The sequence below is a fragment of the Pseudomonas sp. MWU13-2517 genome (assembly GCF_023242545.1).
Lineage (GTDB): Bacteria > Pseudomonadota > Gammaproteobacteria > Pseudomonadales > Pseudomonadaceae > Aquipseudomonas.
In genome coordinates, this window is sequence record NZ_JALMFA010000010.1 from 164,574 (window position 1) to 179,956 (window position 15,383).

11 protein-coding genes are annotated in these 15,383 nt (G+C 58.4%); 7 read left to right on the forward strand and 4 right to left on the reverse strand.

Features of this window, described 5'->3' with window-relative positions; translation table 11 throughout:
• Positions 1–26 precede the first annotated feature (26 nt).
• Positions 27–989 carry a 2-hydroxyacid dehydrogenase gene (locus tag M5B97_RS16415; RefSeq protein ID WP_248732023.1) on the reverse strand — a complete coding sequence of 321 codons (963 nt, stop codon included), beginning with the start codon at positions 987–989 and terminating at the stop codon, positions 27–29.
• A gap of 85 nt (positions 990–1,074) precedes the next feature.
• On the opposite strand from M5B97_RS16415, the gene M5B97_RS16420 reads away from it, so the two are divergent.
• From M5B97_RS16420 to M5B97_RS16440, 5 genes are all read left to right on the forward strand, one after another.
• Entirely contained in the window at positions 1,075–1,707 is a 633-nt protein-coding gene (locus M5B97_RS16420) for a LysE family transporter (RefSeq protein ID WP_003188636.1), read from the forward strand.
• A gap of 141 nt (positions 1,708–1,848) precedes the next feature.
• Positions 1,849–3,531: a fatty acid--CoA ligase gene (locus M5B97_RS16425; RefSeq protein ID WP_248732024.1), complete on the forward strand. Its 1,683-nt coding sequence runs from the start codon at positions 1,849–1,851 to the stop codon at positions 3,529–3,531.
• Positions 3,532–3,866: 335 nt separating this feature from the next.
• Positions 3,867–5,726 carry a DUF1302 domain-containing protein gene (locus tag M5B97_RS16430; RefSeq protein ID WP_248732025.1) on the forward strand — a complete coding sequence of 620 codons (1,860 nt, stop codon included), beginning with the start codon at positions 3,867–3,869 and terminating at the stop codon, positions 5,724–5,726.
• A gap of 29 nt (positions 5,727–5,755) precedes the next feature.
• Positions 5,756–7,120 (forward strand): DUF1329 domain-containing protein, encoded by a 1,365-nt coding sequence (locus M5B97_RS16435; protein WP_248732026.1) that lies wholly within the window; start codon positions 5,756–5,758, stop codon positions 7,118–7,120.
• 225 nt (positions 7,121–7,345) lie between these two features.
• Positions 7,346–10,075 (forward strand): LuxR C-terminal-related transcriptional regulator, encoded by a 2,730-nt coding sequence (locus tag M5B97_RS16440; RefSeq protein ID WP_248732027.1) that lies wholly within the window; start codon positions 7,346–7,348, stop codon positions 10,073–10,075.
• 64 nt (positions 10,076–10,139) lie between these two features.
• Here M5B97_RS16440 and M5B97_RS16445 read toward each other — a convergent pair whose 3' ends face one another.
• The 3 genes from M5B97_RS16445 to M5B97_RS16455 all read right to left on the reverse strand — a co-directional run bounded on the left by M5B97_RS16445 (position 10,140) and on the right by M5B97_RS16455 (position 13,244).
• Positions 10,140–10,274, reverse strand: a complete 135-nt coding sequence (locus M5B97_RS16445) for a DUF2256 domain-containing protein (protein ID WP_134658617.1) — start codon at positions 10,272–10,274, stop codon at positions 10,140–10,142.
• A complete protein-coding gene (locus M5B97_RS16450) occupies positions 10,271–11,809 on the reverse strand; it encodes a cryptochrome/photolyase family protein (RefSeq protein ID WP_248732028.1) in 1,539 nt (512 codons plus the stop codon). Before M5B97_RS16450 ends, M5B97_RS16445 begins: the two co-directional genes overlap by 4 nt.
• A gap of 307 nt (positions 11,810–12,116) precedes the next feature.
• The gene (locus M5B97_RS16455) at positions 12,117–13,244 is read right to left on the reverse strand and encodes a HAMP domain-containing sensor histidine kinase (RefSeq protein ID WP_248732029.1); all 1,128 of its coding nucleotides are present in this window, start codon (positions 13,242–13,244) and stop codon (positions 12,117–12,119) included.
• Positions 13,245–13,728: 484 nt separating this feature from the next.
• Between M5B97_RS16455 and M5B97_RS16460 the strand changes: the two genes are divergently transcribed.
• Positions 13,729–14,205, forward strand: coding sequence for a hemerythrin domain-containing protein (locus M5B97_RS16460; RefSeq protein WP_123714627.1), 477 nt, complete (start codon positions 13,729–13,731; stop codon positions 14,203–14,205).
• 356 nt (positions 14,206–14,561) lie between these two features.
• The gene (locus M5B97_RS16465; protein ID WP_134658611.1) at positions 14,562–15,335 is read left to right on the forward strand and encodes an OmpA family protein; all 774 of its coding nucleotides are present in this window, start codon (positions 14,562–14,564) and stop codon (positions 15,333–15,335) included.
• Positions 15,336–15,383 lie beyond the last annotated feature (48 nt).

Below are 15,383 nucleotides of genomic sequence, written 5' to 3' on the forward strand. Positions count from 1 at the left end.
TGCTCCTTGAAAAGGGGCGCAGTTTATCAACTGACGACGCGCAACGGGGCGCCGTTGAAAAAGCCTTGGGCGTTTTCCACCAGTTGGCCGACGATCCGCTGTCGGGCTTCGCGGCTGCCCCAGGCGCTGTGAGGTGTGACGATCAGCCGAGGAATATCGCCGGCCAGCAGCGGGTTGCCATGCACCGGTGGTTCCACGCTCAGTACATCGGTGGCTGCACCGCCCAGGTGGCCGCTGCGCAAGGCGTCTGCCAGCGCCTGTTCATTGATCAAGCCACCGCGTGCGGTATTGACGATAAAGGCGCCAGGCTTGAGCAATGCCAGTTCGCGGGCACCGATAAAATCGCGGGTGTGTTCATTGAGCGGGCAGTGCAAGGTCAAGGCGTCTACCTGTGCAAGCAATTCGTCCAGCGGCACGCGATCGGCGCGGGCAGGGCGCCCGGGAATCGCGCCGAGCACCACGCGCATGCCAAAGGCTTCAGCCAGGCGCGCCACGGCACTGCCCAGTTCGCCATGGCCGAGCAGCCCGAGGGTTTTGCCTTGCAGTTCGATAATGGGGTGGTCCAGCAGGCAGAACTGCTTGGCTTGCTGCCATTTACCTGCCGCCACATCCCGTTGATAGTCCTGCAAGCGGGTCGCCAGGTTGAGCAGCAACATGATCGTGTGCTGCGCCACCGACGGCGTGCCATAGCCCTGGCAGTTACTCACGGTGATCGCGTGGGCGCGGGCGGCTTCGAGGTCGACATTGTTGGTGCCGGTGGCCGATACCAGGATCAGTTTGAGTTCAGGGCAGGCTGCCAGGGTTTCGGCGTTGAGCACGATCTTGTTGCTGATCACCACTTGGGCGCCTTGCACACGTTCAAGCACATTCTGTGGCGTGGTGTCTGTGAACAGTTGCAGCTCGCTGAAGCTGTTGTGCAACTCGCCGAGGTCGAGGTCGCCTAAATCCAGGGACGGGTGATCGAGGAAGACGGCGCGGCGATTGTTCATTCAACTGTACCTTTTGTGACGAGGTTCGAAGGCGTAATCTGCCGAGCCTATCAGATGAAATAATCAGTTACTTAATGGAGTAAGCATGTACGTCGCCGAGTTTTTGACCGTAGCGCTGATTCACCTGTTGGCAGTGGCCAGCCCCGGCCCGGATTTCGCCGTAGTCGTGCGCGAGAGCGTAACCCATGGCCGGCGCGCCGGGACTTGGACGGCCCTGGGCGTCGGCTCGGCGATTTTCCTGCATGTGGGTTACTCGTTGCTCGGTATCGGCTTGATCGTTTCTCAGTCCATCGTGCTGTTCAATGCTCTGAAATGGGCGGCCGCAGCCTATCTGCTGTACATCGGTTTCAAGGCCTTGCGCGCGCAGCCGGCCAAGCCTGCCGCTGAGGGCGAGTTGCACCGCGAAGCGGGCGAGCGCACCCCGCGCGGCGCGTTTACCGCCGGCTTCGTGACTAATGGCTTGAACCCCAAGGCCACATTGTTTTTCCTCTCCCTGTTCACTGTGGTGATCAATCCACATACGCCGCTGGCCGTTCAAGCCGGTTACGGTGTGTACCTGGCGGTGGCGACGGCATTGTGGTTCTGCCTGGTGGCCATGTTGTTCAGCCAGCAGCGCGTGCGCGCCGGGTTCGCACGGATGGGCCATTGGTTCGACCGCACCATGGGCGCGGTATTGATCGCCATTGGTGTGAAGCTGGCCTTCACCAGCATGAAATAATTTTTCAGTTGCCGGATGCTGGCGTAAAGCTAGCACCCACTGGGGTCTGCAAATCATTCCTTTGGCTGATTTGGCTGACACATAAGCTCTCTAAAGTGCAGGTCTTCAAGCCAAGACCGTGCAGTCAGATAAGGGATTCGTATGTTGCAGACCCGTGTTATCCCGCCCGCCGAAGGTGCGTACCACTACCCACTGTTGATCAAACGCCTGTTGATGTCCGGCACCCGTTACGAGAAGACCCGGGAGATCATCTACCGCGACAAACTGCGCTATACCTACCCGACCCTGATCGAGCGGGTCGCGCGGCTGGCCAATGTGTTGACCGAAGCGGGCGTCAAGGCCGGTGATACCGTGGCGGTCATGGATTGGGACAGCCACCGTTACCTGGAATGCATGTTTGCTATCCCGATGATCGGTGCGGTGATCCACACCATCAACGTGCGCCTGTCGCCGGAGCAGATCCTCTATACCATGAACCACGCCGAGGACCGCTTCGTGTTGGTCAACAGCGAGTTCGTGGGCCTTTACCAGGCAATCGCCGGGCACCTCACCACTGTCGACAAGACCTTGCTATTGACCGATGGCGATACCCAGACCGCCGAGCTGCCGAACCTGGTGGGCGAGTATGAAAGCCTGCTGGCCGCCGCCAGCGCGAAGTACGACTTCCAGGACTTCGACGAAAACTCGGTAGCGACGACCTTTTACACCACCGGCACCACCGGCAACCCCAAGGGTGTGTACTTCACCCATCGCCAACTGGTGCTGCACACCATAGGTGTGGCGACCATCATGGGCAGCGTCGACAGTGTGCGCCTGTTGGGTACCAACGACGTTTACATGCCGATCACGCCGATGTTCCATGTGCACGCATGGGGCCTGCCGTATGTGGCGACCATGCTGGGGTTGAAACAGGTCTACCCCGGCCGCTACGACCCGGAATACCTGGTGGAGCTGTGGCGCAAGGAAAAGGTCACGTTCTCCCACTGCGTGCCGACCATCCTGCAAATGGTGCTCAACGCCAAGGCCGCCCAGGGCGTGGATTTCGGCGGTTGGAAAATCGTCATTGGCGGCAGCGCGCTGAATCGTTCGCTCTATGAAGCCTCCAAGGCCCGCGGCATTCAGCTGACCGCCGCGTATGGCATGTCTGAGACCGGGCCGTTGGTGTCCTGTGCCCATCTCAACGAAGAGTTGATGGCCGGCAGCGAAGACGAACGCACCACCTACCGCATCAAGGCCGGCGTGCCCGGGCCGTTGGTGGAAGCGGCGATTGTCGACGGCGACGGCAATTTCCTGCCCGCCGATGGCGAAACCCAGGGCGAGTTGGTGTTGCGCGCGCCGTGGCTCAGCGAAGGGTATTTCAACGAGCCGCAGAAGGGCGCCGAGCTGTGGGCCGGCGGCTGGATGCATACCGGCGACGTGGCCACCCTGGATGCCTTTGGGGTGATCGATATCCGTGATCGCATCAAGGACGTGATCAAGACCGGCGGCGAATGGATCTCCTCCCTGGCGCTCGAAGACCTGGTCAGCCGTCACCCGGCGGTACGCGAAGTAGCAGTGGTGGGCATCGCCGACCCGCAATGGGGCGAGCGCCCGTTTGCGTTGCTGGTGGTGCGTGATGGCCATGTGATAGGAGCGCGTGAGCTCAAGGAACACCTCAAGCCTTTCGTCGAGCTGGGGCACTTGAGCAAGTGGGCCATTCCAAGCCAGATCGCGGTTGTTACTGAAATTCCCAAGACCAGCGTAGGAAAACTCGACAAAAAACGTATCCGTCTCGACATCATCGAATGGCAGGCCAACAACAGTACATTCCTGTCGACCCTTTGACGTCCTTCGCCGCGCCCGTTCGGGCGCGGCAATGCTCTATCTCAAGCCTTCACGCTTGTGATTTATCGATTTTCAGCCATCCTTGCCGCGCCGGCCTTCGTCGGCGTGGCGAAAGGGTTGTGGCAGACGGGTTGGTGATACAAATCACACTTTAGAGGGATCAAGCGCTACCCCCTGCTGGCTATAGTCCCTTCCAGAGTTATTCGCGGATGTTGCGCTTCGGGCCATGGGAGCTCGGTTGCCATGCAGCATTGGGATCGTTGTATCCCGGCTGTTACATGCATCTGTAAGAAAGAACTCACTGCCATAACAATAATGCACATGGAGTAGCGTCGATGACCTCAGTAAACCAGTTCTGGCGCCGGGCGAGATTGCCTCTGGCCGTCAGTCTCGCTTCTACGCTTGCCGGGCCCGCATTCGGCGTCAGTTTCAATATCGGTGAAGTCGAAGGTAGTTTTGACTCGTCGCTTTCTGTGGGGGCGAGTTGGTCGACAGCCAAGCCTAACCGAGACCTGATCGGTGCCAACAACGGCGGCAAGGGCTTGTCCCAGACCTCCGATGACGGCCACTTGAACTTCAAGCGCGGCGAAACGTTCTCGAAGATCTTCAAGGGCATCCACGATCTGGAACTGAAATACGGCGACACCGGCGTGTTTGTGCGCGGCAAGTACTGGTACGACTTCGAACTCAAGGACGAAAGCCGTCCGTTCAAGGACATCAGCGACAACAACCGCAAGGAAGGCGCCAAGTCCTCTGGCGGGCAGATCCTCGATGCGTTCATTTACCACAACTACACCATCGCCGATTTGCCGGGCAACGTGCGTTTCGGCAAGCAGGTGGTGAGCTGGGGTGAAAGTACCTTCATCGGCGGCGGCATCAACTCCATCAACCCGATAGACGTGTCCGCATTCCGTCGTCCAGGCGCTGAGATCAAGGAAGGCTTGATTCCGGTCAACATGTTTTATGTGTCGCAGTCATTGACGGATAACTTGTCGGCTGAGGCGTTTTATCAGCTGGAGTGGGACCAGACGGTGACCGATAACTGCGGCACGTTCTTCTCCCAGCCCGATGTAATTTCGGATGGCTGCGACAACAACCTGCGTGTCCTCAACAAGCGTTCGACCATCCCAGGCGCTGCGTTGCCGACGCTCAATGCCCTGGGTGTGGACGTCAACAACGAAGGCGTGCTGGTACGTCGCGGTCCGGACCGAGATGCCCGCGACAGCGGCCAATTCGGCGTGGCCATGCACTACAACTTCGAGCCGCTGGATACCGAGTTCGGCGCGTACTTCATGAATTACCACAGCCGGGCGCCGATCTTCAGTGCACAAGGTGCTCCGTCGTCGGCTTACACGCGCCCTCTGGGGCCTCTGGCTGCCTTGCGTCCATTGATCGTGGCAGGCAGCTCCAACTACTTCGTCGAGTACCCGGAAGATATCCGTCTGTACGGTTTGAGCTTCTCGACAACGTTGCCGACAGGCACTGCCTGGAGTGGTGAACTGAGCTATCGTCCAAACGCTCCCGTGCAGTTGAGCACCACCGATATCCTGTATGCCGGCGTCACTCCGATCCCTGGTTTTGGCAACGCATCCGTGCTCAAAGGCACACCAGGCCAGGACTTGCATGGTTACAACCGTAAGGAAGTGACGCAGTTCCAGACCACCTTCACGCACTTCTTCGACCAAGTCATGGGCGCCAGTCGCCTGACCACCGTCGGTGAGATCGGGGTGACCCATGTCGGGGGGTTGGAAAGCAAATCACAAGCCCGCTATGGCCGCGATCCGGTCTTCGGCCCTGGTAGCTTGCCGGGTGGCTTCTGCAACGCGCTCAACAACTCCACTGCGACGGGGGCAGGCCTGCCCAATGCCGCTGGCCTGAACACCAACTGCAACAATGATGGCTACACCACAGCAACCTCCTGGGGCTACCGCGCTCGAGCCATCTGGGAGTACCCGGACGTGTTCGCGGGCGTCAACCTCAAGCCAAACGTGGCTTGGTCGCATGACGTCAAGGGGTATTCACCCGGCCCCGGCGGTAACTTCGAAGAAGGTCGCAAGGCAGTCAGCCTCGGCTTGGATGCCGAGTACCAGAACACCTACACCGCGAGCCTGGCCTACACCAACTTCTTTGGTGGCAAGTTCACCACGGTGGATGACCGCGACTTTATCGCCCTGAGCTTTGGCGCCAACTTCTAAGCACACTGTATTTTCAGGAAGACCAGAATATGCAAATAACAAAAAGTCTGTTGCACCTGGGTTTGCTGGGGCTGTCGATCCTGGCGGGCAACGCCATGGCCGCGGTATCGGCCGATGAAGCCGCCAAACTGGGCACCACCCTGACGCCGATGGGCGCGGAAATGGCCGGTAATGCGGCGGGCACCATCCCGAAATGGTCGCCGCTGCCCACCAATGCCGGTGCCGTGGATGCCCGCGGTTTCCTGGCCAACCCGTACGCCAATGAACAGCCGCAGTTCGTTATTACTGCGCAGAACGTCGAGCAGTACAAAGACAAGCTGGCGCCTGGGCAGTACGCGATGTTCAAGCGTTACCCCGACACTTTCAAAATGCCGGTCTACCCGACCCATCGCGGCGCGACCGTGCCGGCTGCGGTATTTGCCTCCATCAAGAAGAACGCCACGCAAACCAACCTCGTTTCCGGTGGCAACGGCCTGGAAAACTTCGAGACGGCGGTCCCATTCCCGATCCCGAAAAGCGGCGTGGAAGTCATCTGGAACCACATCACCCGTTATCGTGGCGGCAGCGTGACCCGCCTGGTCACCCAGGCCACGCCGCAAACCAATGGTTCGTTCAGCCTGGTGTACTTCAGGGACCAGTTCGTGTTCCGCGACAAAATGAAGGATTACGACCCGAAAAACCCGGGCAACGTGCTGTTCTACTTCAAGCAGCAAGTGACTGCGCCGGCGCGCCTGGCCGGTGGCGTGCTGCTGGTGCACGAAACCCTGGACCAGGTGAAGGAGCCGCGTTCGGCGTGGGTCTACAACGCCGGTCAGCGCCGTGTGCGTCGGGCGCCGCAAGTGTCCTATGACGGGCCGGGCACTGCCGCCGACGGCCTGCGTACTTCCGACAACCTCGACATGTACAACGGTGCCCCGGACCGCTACGACTGGAAACTGGAAGGCAAGAAAGAAATCTACATCGCCTCCAACAGCTACAAGGTCGACGATCCCAAGCTCAAGTACACCGACATCATCAAGGCCGGGCACATCAACCAAGACCTGGCACGCTACGAGCTGCGCCGCGTCTGGCACGTGGTCGCCACGTTGAAGGAGGGCCAGCGCCACATCTACGCCAAGCGTGATTTCTTCATCGACGAGGATACCTGGCAAGCGGCAGTGATCGACCACTACGACGGCCGTGGCCAACTGTGGCGCGTCGCCGAAGCCCATGCCGAGAACTACTACGACAAGCAAGTGCCGTGGTACGCCCTGGAAACCCTCTATGACCTGCAGTCCGGCCGCTACCTGGCCTTGGGCATGAAGAACGAAGAGAAGCAGGCGTATGACTTCGGCTTCACCGCCACCACCAGCGATTTCACACCCGCGGCCCTGCGCCAGGACGGTGTTCGCTAAGTTGTAGCCGCTCGACAATGTGTGAGGGGGCTTGCTCCCGATAGCGGTGTGACAGTCAATCATTGCATTGGCTGATCCTCCGCCACCGGGGGCAAGCCCCCTTTCACATTTTTTGTCGCAGTTCTTTTTCAGGCAAATGTTGCAAAGATCTACAAACCTGTGGCTTTTACCGCTAGTCTGCGGACATCTGCAATGCCGACAACAGCCTTCCAAAAGAGCCCGGCGATGACTGATCTGTCCCGAATCCAAAGGCCAGCAAGCGCAGTGATTCCGACGCTGGAAGCGCGCTTCTACCGGCCGCCGCTGCCTGATGGCTACGTGCTGCGACCGCGCTTGTGCGAGCGTTTGAGCGCCGGCCTGGAGGGACGATTGCTGCTGGTCAGCGCACCGGCAGGGTTCGGCAAAAGCTCGTTGGCGGTTGAATTCTGCCAGGCCTTGCCGACGCATTGGCAAAGCCTGTGGTTGGGGTTGAGCCCCCGGGACAGCGACCCCGGCCGATTCCTTGAGCGTCTGCTCGACGGTTTGCAGCAATATTTCCCGCAGCTCGGTGCCCAGTCCCTCGGCTTGCTGAAAATGCGCCAACGCCACCAACCCTTTGCCTTCGAAGAGTGGCTGGATGGTTTGCTGGATGAACTGACGGGGCACCTTTCCACGCAGGCGCCTTTATTGCTTGTTCTGGATGACTACCATCTGGCCCAGGGGCCGGTGCTGGATCGCTGCCTGCAATTTTTCCTCAATCATTTACCTGATGGCCTGGTGGTATTGGTCACCAGTCGACAGCGCCCGGATTGGCATCTGGCGCGCTTGCGCTTGTCGCGGCACCTGCTGGAGTTGCATGAGCAGGACCTGCGTCTGACCCACGATGAGTCCCTGGCTGTTTTGGACCGCCATAGCAGCTCCTTGCGGGGGGAGGCCCTGGATAATCTGATTCGCCGCAGTGAAGGCTGGGTCGCCGGCCTGCGTTTCTGGCTGTTGGCGGCTTCCGAAGCCGGCAATGAAGGCGCGCTGCCGCAAAGCCTGCACGGTGGGGAAGGGCTGATCCGTGATTACCTGCTGGAGGAGGTCATCGACTGCCTGCCGGTCGAGGTTCAAGCATTTTTGTATGACACGGCCCCGCAGGATCGTTTTTGCAGCGAACTGTGCGATGCCGTACGCGAAGCCCATGACAGCGCTGAAATCCTGCGCTACCTGCTGGCCCATCAGGTGTTCCTGGTGCCTTTGGATGAACAGGGACATTGGTATCGCTACCACCATCTGTTTTCCGACCTGCTGCGTACCCGCCGTGCCAGCAGCGCCACGTTGCCCCTGGCCAGTCTGCACTTGCGCGCATGCCGCTGGTTCAATGCCCAGGGTTTGATCGATGAAGCGGTCGAGCAGGCGCTGCGGGCCGGCCATCTCGATGTCGCGGCGAACCTGGTGCAAAACCTGTCGGAAGAGCAACTGCTGGCCGAGCAGAATGTGGGTATGTTGTTGCGCTGGAAGATGGACTTGCCCGACAGCCTGTTGATCAGCACGCCACGGCTGATCGTGTTGTATAGCTGGGCCTTGGGCCTGGCCTGCCAACTGGACGCGGCGCAGGATTTGTCCAGCTATCTCAGTCGCTTCCTGCCGGCCCCGTCGGCTACCGCGCAGAAATCCATGCTGGCCCAATGGCTGGCATTGAGTGGCATCATCGCCCGTGGCCGCGGGGATCGCGAGTTGACTCAGCGCTATTGCAGCGAGGCGTTGGAAAGCCTGCCGCAGAAGCGCTATGGCCAACGCCTGATGTGCCTGTCCACGCTCTCCAACCTGGCCATCGTCGATGCAGACCTATGGCGGGCCCGCGGTTTGAATCGAGAGTCCCTGGAGCTGGCGCAACGCGTCGGCAACCCTCTGTTTGAAGCGCTGGCCCATTACGATCGCGCCCGGGTGTTGCAGGCGCGTGGCGAAATCCTGCGCTCGCTGGACGAAGTGCATCAGGGTTTGCAGCGCTTGCACGGCCTGGCGCCGCAGCGGTTGTATGCCGTGCGGGCGCGACTGTCGCTGTATGAAGGTTATCTGTTGCTGGTGCGTTACCAGCCCGAAGCCGGCATTGTTCGGTTGCGGGCCGGGCTGGCGGAAGCCCGCGCCTGCCGGGATATCAGCGTATTGATCGGGCACTGCGTGCTGGCCAGTTTCGAAGGGCGACGCGGTGATTTCCCCAAGGCGTTCGCCGAACTGGCCGAGGCCGAGCGCCTGATGCATATATGGGATGTGCCGCCGATCTACTACTTGGCGATGATCACACTGATCAAATGCGAGCTGTGGCTGGTCCAGGGGCGCACTGACCTGGCCGATGCCTGGCTGACCCGCCTGGGGCAGACCTATAACGGTGAGCATGCGGCAGCCGCGCCGGAGTTTCATCCGCACTTGCCGCAACATATCGAGCTGCAACAGGCCGCGCTGGATGCAACTCGTCATCAATCTGATGCCTCGCTGCGACGGCTCGAAACGTTGGCGCACCAGGCGCATAACAGCGGGCGCCAGATGATCGCACTGATGGCGTTGACGCAGCAGGCGCACTTGCTATTGGAGTGCGGCCAGGAAGCCAAGGCTCGGCCCATTCTCGCTCGAGCCCTGCAAGCGGGCGCCGGCGGTGCACTGCAACCGTTCCAGCGCTTGCTGGAACACTACCCGGACTGGATGCGCGACCAGCTTGGCAAAGATCCCCATGGCCTGTTGAACCAGAGTCTGCTGGCGCTGCTCCCCGTGGTTACACCGGCCGAAACGTCGCCTGCCCAAGAGACCCTGAGTGCCCGTGAAAGGGCAGTGCTGCAACTGATCGCCCAAGGGTGTTCGAATCAGGAAATCAGCAATCGGCTGTTTATTTCACTGCATACCGTCAAGACCCACGCCAGTCATATAAACAGCAAGCTGGGGGTGGAGCGGCGTACTCAGGCGGTCGCACGGGCGCAGGAATTGGGGTTGATAGGCTAGGGTGCCGCCCGGTGCTTTCAAGTTATAGCCATGGGGGCTCACTCGATCACCAGGACGCGCAGCACTACACACCCTTGTTGCGCCGGCAGCGCTCCGAGCAGTAGCGCACTTCATTCCAGCAGCGGGCCCACTTCTTTCGCCAGGCAAATGTGAGGCCGCAAGACACGCAGGTTTTGACCGGCAGTTCAGACTTTTTCAAAAAGACTCACCTGCATCCAGCCGGGCAAGCAACATCTGCCCCCGCTGCCAGAGCGCATGCTGCTTGGCGTCCGTCAGGCGGTCAAGATTTTTATACACCATGCTCATTCGTTGATTCCCTCGCAAAAGGTCGCCGTGACGCATCACAAAGTGCCAATAGAGCGCGTTGAAGGGGCAGGCATCTTCGGTGGTGCTTTCACTGACCTTGTAGGCACAGGTACCACAGTAATCAGACATACGTTTGATGTACTGACCGCTCGCACAGTAGGGTTTTGAGCCCAGATACCCACCATCGGCGTGCATCACCATGCCCAGCGTGTTGGGCAGCTCGACCCAATCGAATGCATCCATGTAGATCGCCAGGTACCACTCGCATATCTGGGGAGGTGCAATACCGGCCAAGAGGGCAAAATTGCCTGTGACCATCAGCCGTTGAATGTGATGGGCATAGGCGTGCTCCAGGCTTTGGTTGATCGCTTGGCGCATGCAATTCATCTTGGTAGCGCCTGTCCAGTAGAACGCTGGAAGCGGCCTCGTATTACCGAACACATTGCCATTGGCGTAGTCGGGCATCCTCAGCCAGTAGACTCCCCGGACATATTCCCGCCAACCGATCAATTGGCGAATAAAGCCCTCGGCGGCATTCAGCGCGACAGTGCCCGACCAGTACGCTGCCTCCACGTCGTTGCACAGTTGGCGAAGATCCAGCAGGCCGATATTGAGTGCGGCGCTGATACGAGCATGGAACAGAAAGGGTTCATCAGTGGCCATTGCGTCCTGATAGTCACCGAACGCCGCCAGCCCCCAATCGCGGAAATAATCCCACAGCGCCTGCGCGTCTGCATGCGTTACCGGGTAGTCGAAGTTATCAAGGGTGCCGTAGTGGCTGGAAAAGTGTTCAGCCACCAAGGCAAGCACTTCCCGGGTGATTGCGTCTGGCGGGAAACGGGCGGGCGGAGGGGGGCGCACGCCCTTGGGCAGCGGTTTGCGGTTGGCTGCATCAAAATTCCAGGCGCCGCCTGCCGGGGTGCCGTCACCATTGAGCAGGATCCTGTTTTTCCGGCGCATTTCTCGATAGAAAAACTCCATGCGCAGCTGCTTTTTATCTGCGGCCCAGCGGGAGAATTCGGCGCGAGTACAGAGAAATCGACTATCGCAGTGCCATTGAATCGGCAAGCCGCACGCTCGGATCGACTGCTCCAGGCGCCAATCGCCGCATTCGGTGACGTGCAGTTCATCGGGTTCCAGCAGTGACTGCCACCGTTGCAGCTCGCTCGGCACGGACCCACTGTTCTGCGGGTCATCCAGGGTTACGTAGTGAACCTGCATTCCACGCTGCCTCAACGCTTCGGCGAAGTGGCGCATGGCACTGAAGATCAGGGCGATCTTCTGCGGGTGGTGAGGTACGTGACGGGCCTCTTCCATCACCTCGACGAAAAGTACGGCATCGCTCCCCTTATCCAATCCCTGTAGCGAGGCAAGATCGAAAGATAATTGGTCGCCCAGAACGAGGAATAGTCGGTGAGGTGCTTTCATCAAGCGGTTCCAGTGAAAGGAAGAAACGTATAAGGCGGCTGAACACCTGAAGCCATGCTGAAAGGGCGCACGGGTGACAGGCTGTTCACTGATACTTGTACAATAGTAAAAAATTGTACAATTTCTTATACGCCTTGCCGCAAAACGCGCAATGATTTTTTGCCGCTGGGGTGGGGCAAGCCCGGAAAACTCAGCAGGTTTTCTGCCGAGCCGTCTGCCGCCCTCTCGTTTGATTGCGCAGGCGCAGCATGCAGGGCTTGTTTACCCATTGCCTTGCCCGCAGCTCTCCGCCCACTGGGCGAAGGGTTCACTCGGTGAGTGGAAGCTTTACGAGAAAAGTGGTGCCTTGCTTTGAGTCGGAAGTGACGTTGATCGAACCCTTATGGGATGTCACGATTTCCGACGCGATAAACAGGCCCAGGCCCAACCCTTCGGTAGGTCCGCTTTCAGTTGCAGAGTGCTGGGAGAAACGTCCCATTGGGTTGAAGATAAACGGCAGGACATCTTCAGGAATAGGCTCGCCACTGTTGTGCACGCTGAAGACGGCGACGTCCTCTGCCACCGACAATTGCACTGTTATTGGAAAGTGGATATTTCCGTGATTCACAGCGTTGCTGATGATGTTTGAAAACACTTGCTCCAATCGTGGCCCATCAAACTTGCCGACAACCGGAGTCGGTGCGACAAATAACACGTTGGCTTCAGGATGAAACGCCTGGACCTCGTCCACAACTCTCCTGCACACCGGTAAAAGATCCAGGTCCGTCTTGTTGACGGGAATGCCTGGCCCCATATGGCAGCGTGTCAGATCCAGTAAATCTCCAACGATCTGGTTCGCCCGTGTAACGCTGGTATGTATCTGGGTAGCGACCTTGGCGGCCCGCGCCTCAAGACCCTGGGAATGTTTGAGTATTTCGCTGCCCAGCAGAATTGCGCCGAGCGGGGTGCGTAAGTCGTGGCCGAGAACACCCAGGAAAACGTTGCGCGACGCTTCAACCGCTCGGGAGTAACTGGCGATAGACTCCGCGAGCGCTTGGTCAATGGCCTCGTGGAACCGGGTCATATCATCAATATTCAATGACGTACCGGTTTTAACCTGGCTCATCCACTGTCTGAGCACACTCGCCCTGAGGGCTCGATATTCAGAGACCATTTGATCAATGGTGAAGCCCGCCAGTAGCCGAGTAACCGCATGGGTTTCCGCGGCTGTTTGATGCATTGCCACAGGCCCCAGGCCTTGAGATTTTTCAATTTGCTCTTGTACGGTTTGCGCGGTTCGCAAGTCGGTTACGATCGCCAACAGCATTTGTTCCGCATGGTCGCGCAATGCAGCGCGATTGAGGTCAGCGCCTGGCGTCTCAATCGTTCGTGCGAAGTCTTCCCAAGACTGCAAGATGGATTCGAGGTTTTCTAAAATAAAATCTGGCAGGCGCATGTCGGTGTCCCGATCAGGTCCGTTATCAGCGGACTAAACGAAATTGCACAGGGGGTGTGCGAGGCGGTGAGACAGTCTAGGAGGTTCTCCTGCGGATATCAAAGTGCGATTAAGTGTGGTCCTTCCCATCGATATCTGCAGGTATTCATGCCTCTTGTCAGCAACCTCGACTTTCTTGTGAATTCTGCCTAAACGCATTGATGGCAGCTCACGACGTTCCGTTGACAGGCCGCCACAATAAGGCCGCCCAGGGGCGCGATTAACCAGGAAAGTTCGGGCATCCAGGAGTGTTGCTAACTGCAACCATCTCAATGCTCGCTCGGGCAAAGTGCATGAGCGCAACTTGCCATCATTCTGCATAACTTATTGAAAATTAATGTTTTTAAAATTTAAAGGATGTGGCACGGCAAATGCGAGACAGGTATGCAGATAGCCGACAAAGAACGGCTGAACCATTCCGTGATAGTGATAATGAGGTAATAAAATGAATGCCATCGACCTTCTCAAAGCCGACCATGAAAAAGTGAAAGCCATCCTGACCCAACTGAGTGAGTCCACTGACCGCGGGGTAAAGAAACGTACTGATCTTCTGGACAAATTGGAGATGGAAATTTCTATTCATACCCAATTGGAGGAGCAGATTCTGTATCCCGCCTTCAAGGCTGCCGGTGGAAAAGACGAAGCCGAGATGTACTATGAGGCAAAAGAGGAGCACCGCACAGTCGATGCTCTCGTCCTTCCCGATCTGAAGGCAACTGATCCTACGTCCCCCGAGTTCGCGGGGCGGGTGAAGGTGGTTAAAGAATTGCTCGAACATCACATTGAGGAAGAGGAAACCGAGATGTTTCCCAAGGCTAAAAAGCTTCTGGGCAAAGCTCAGCTTGAACAACTGGGTGAAGAAATGCTGGCCATGAAGGCATCGTTGAAAAAGACGCTGACGGCTCAAAAAGTTGCAGCCTGAACCAATGGGGCTGTAAGCGCCGCCTCGTTAGCGATATGAGCCCGATTCCCCGTCGGGCTCGACTTTACGTTCTTCCTGACATGCGCCGTGAACGGTTGAGCTTCTGCTTACGTGGTCCCTGTCTTTCTTTGCCCTTCGGATCTTCTGGATACCAAGTGGCTACTTTCCGGCGACATTTCTGGAAAAATCGACAATCACGGTTCAGCAACAGTCTGCTAGGGTTTGAGTGTGCTCGCTTGCTTCAGAGCACTGCGCGCCGGGTACGGAATTTTTACCGTTTGTCGTGTTCCAAGCTCGGCACAGGTCCATTGCCAATGTCCTCTGCATCATAGAATGCAAAAGTAGGAGCTTCCTTCATGTTTACTCCGCGTCGTCTGCTTGTTGTCGCTACCGCCGTAGCCTTTTTATCCGGCTGCGCTTCACCTAATCCTTATGACGGCAGCAGCCAGGGACAGGCAAGTAATGAGTCCGGCGGTATGAGCAAGACCGCCAAGTATGGTGGCTTGGGTGCCCTGGCCGGTGCATTGGCAGGCGCGGCCATCGACCATAACAACCGTGGTAAAGGCGCACTGATCGGTGCGGCTGTCGCCGGTATTGGTGCTGCAGGTTATGGTTACTATGCCGATCAGCAGGAAAAGAAACTGCGCGAAAGCATGGCCAACACGGGGGTTGAGGTTCAGCGTCAGGGTGATCAGATCAAGCTGATCATGCCGGGCAACATTACCTTCGCCACCAACTCTGACGCGATCGCCAGCAGCTTCTACCAGCCGTTGAACAATCTGGCCAATTCCCTCAAGCAGTTCAACCAGAATACTATCCAGATTGTTGGCTACACCGACAGCACCGGCAGCCGCCAGTTGAACATGGACCTGTCCCAGCGCCGTGCGCAGAGCGTAGCGAATTACCTGACGTCTCAAGGCGTCAGCCCAACCAACCTGAGCGCCCGTGGTGCAGGCCCGGATAACCCGATTGCCAGCAACGCCGACGTGAATGGCCGGGCCCAGAACCGCCGTGTAGAGGTCAACCTCGGTCCGATTCCTGGTCAGCAATACGGCCAGCCTGGCCAGCAGCAACAGGCACCCCAACAGAACAACCAGTTCCAGGGTAATCCGTACCAGCAGTACCAATAAACCCGGGCTGCAAAAAAGGGCGACGTGCACTTAGTGCACGCCGCCCTT

What these genes read in the sequence shown, in the direction of transcription:
- M5B97_RS16415 (WP_248732023.1), bottom strand. Translation starts at nt 989, where the DNA reads ATGAACAATCGCCGCGCCGTCTTCCTCGATCACCCGTCCCTGGATTTA.
- M5B97_RS16420 (WP_003188636.1), top strand. Translation starts at nt 1,075, where the DNA reads ATGTACGTCGCCGAGTTTTTGACCGTAGCGCTGATTCACCTGTTGGCA.
- M5B97_RS16425 (WP_248732024.1), top strand. Translation starts at nt 1,849, where the DNA reads ATGTTGCAGACCCGTGTTATCCCGCCCGCCGAAGGTGCGTACCACTAC.
- M5B97_RS16430 (WP_248732025.1), top strand. Translation starts at nt 3,867, where the DNA reads ATGACCTCAGTAAACCAGTTCTGGCGCCGGGCGAGATTGCCTCTGGCC.
- M5B97_RS16435 (WP_248732026.1), top strand. Translation starts at nt 5,756, where the DNA reads ATGCAAATAACAAAAAGTCTGTTGCACCTGGGTTTGCTGGGGCTGTCG.
- M5B97_RS16440 (WP_248732027.1), top strand. Translation starts at nt 7,346, where the DNA reads ATGACTGATCTGTCCCGAATCCAAAGGCCAGCAAGCGCAGTGATTCCG.
- M5B97_RS16450 (WP_248732028.1), bottom strand. Translation starts at nt 11,809, where the DNA reads ATGAAAGCACCTCACCGACTATTCCTCGTTCTGGGCGACCAATTATCT.
- M5B97_RS16455 (WP_248732029.1), bottom strand. Translation starts at nt 13,244, where the DNA reads ATGCGCCTGCCAGATTTTATTTTAGAAAACCTCGAATCCATCTTGCAG.
- M5B97_RS16460 (WP_123714627.1), top strand. Translation starts at nt 13,729, where the DNA reads ATGAATGCCATCGACCTTCTCAAAGCCGACCATGAAAAAGTGAAAGCC.
- M5B97_RS16465 (WP_134658611.1), top strand. Translation starts at nt 14,562, where the DNA reads ATGTTTACTCCGCGTCGTCTGCTTGTTGTCGCTACCGCCGTAGCCTTT.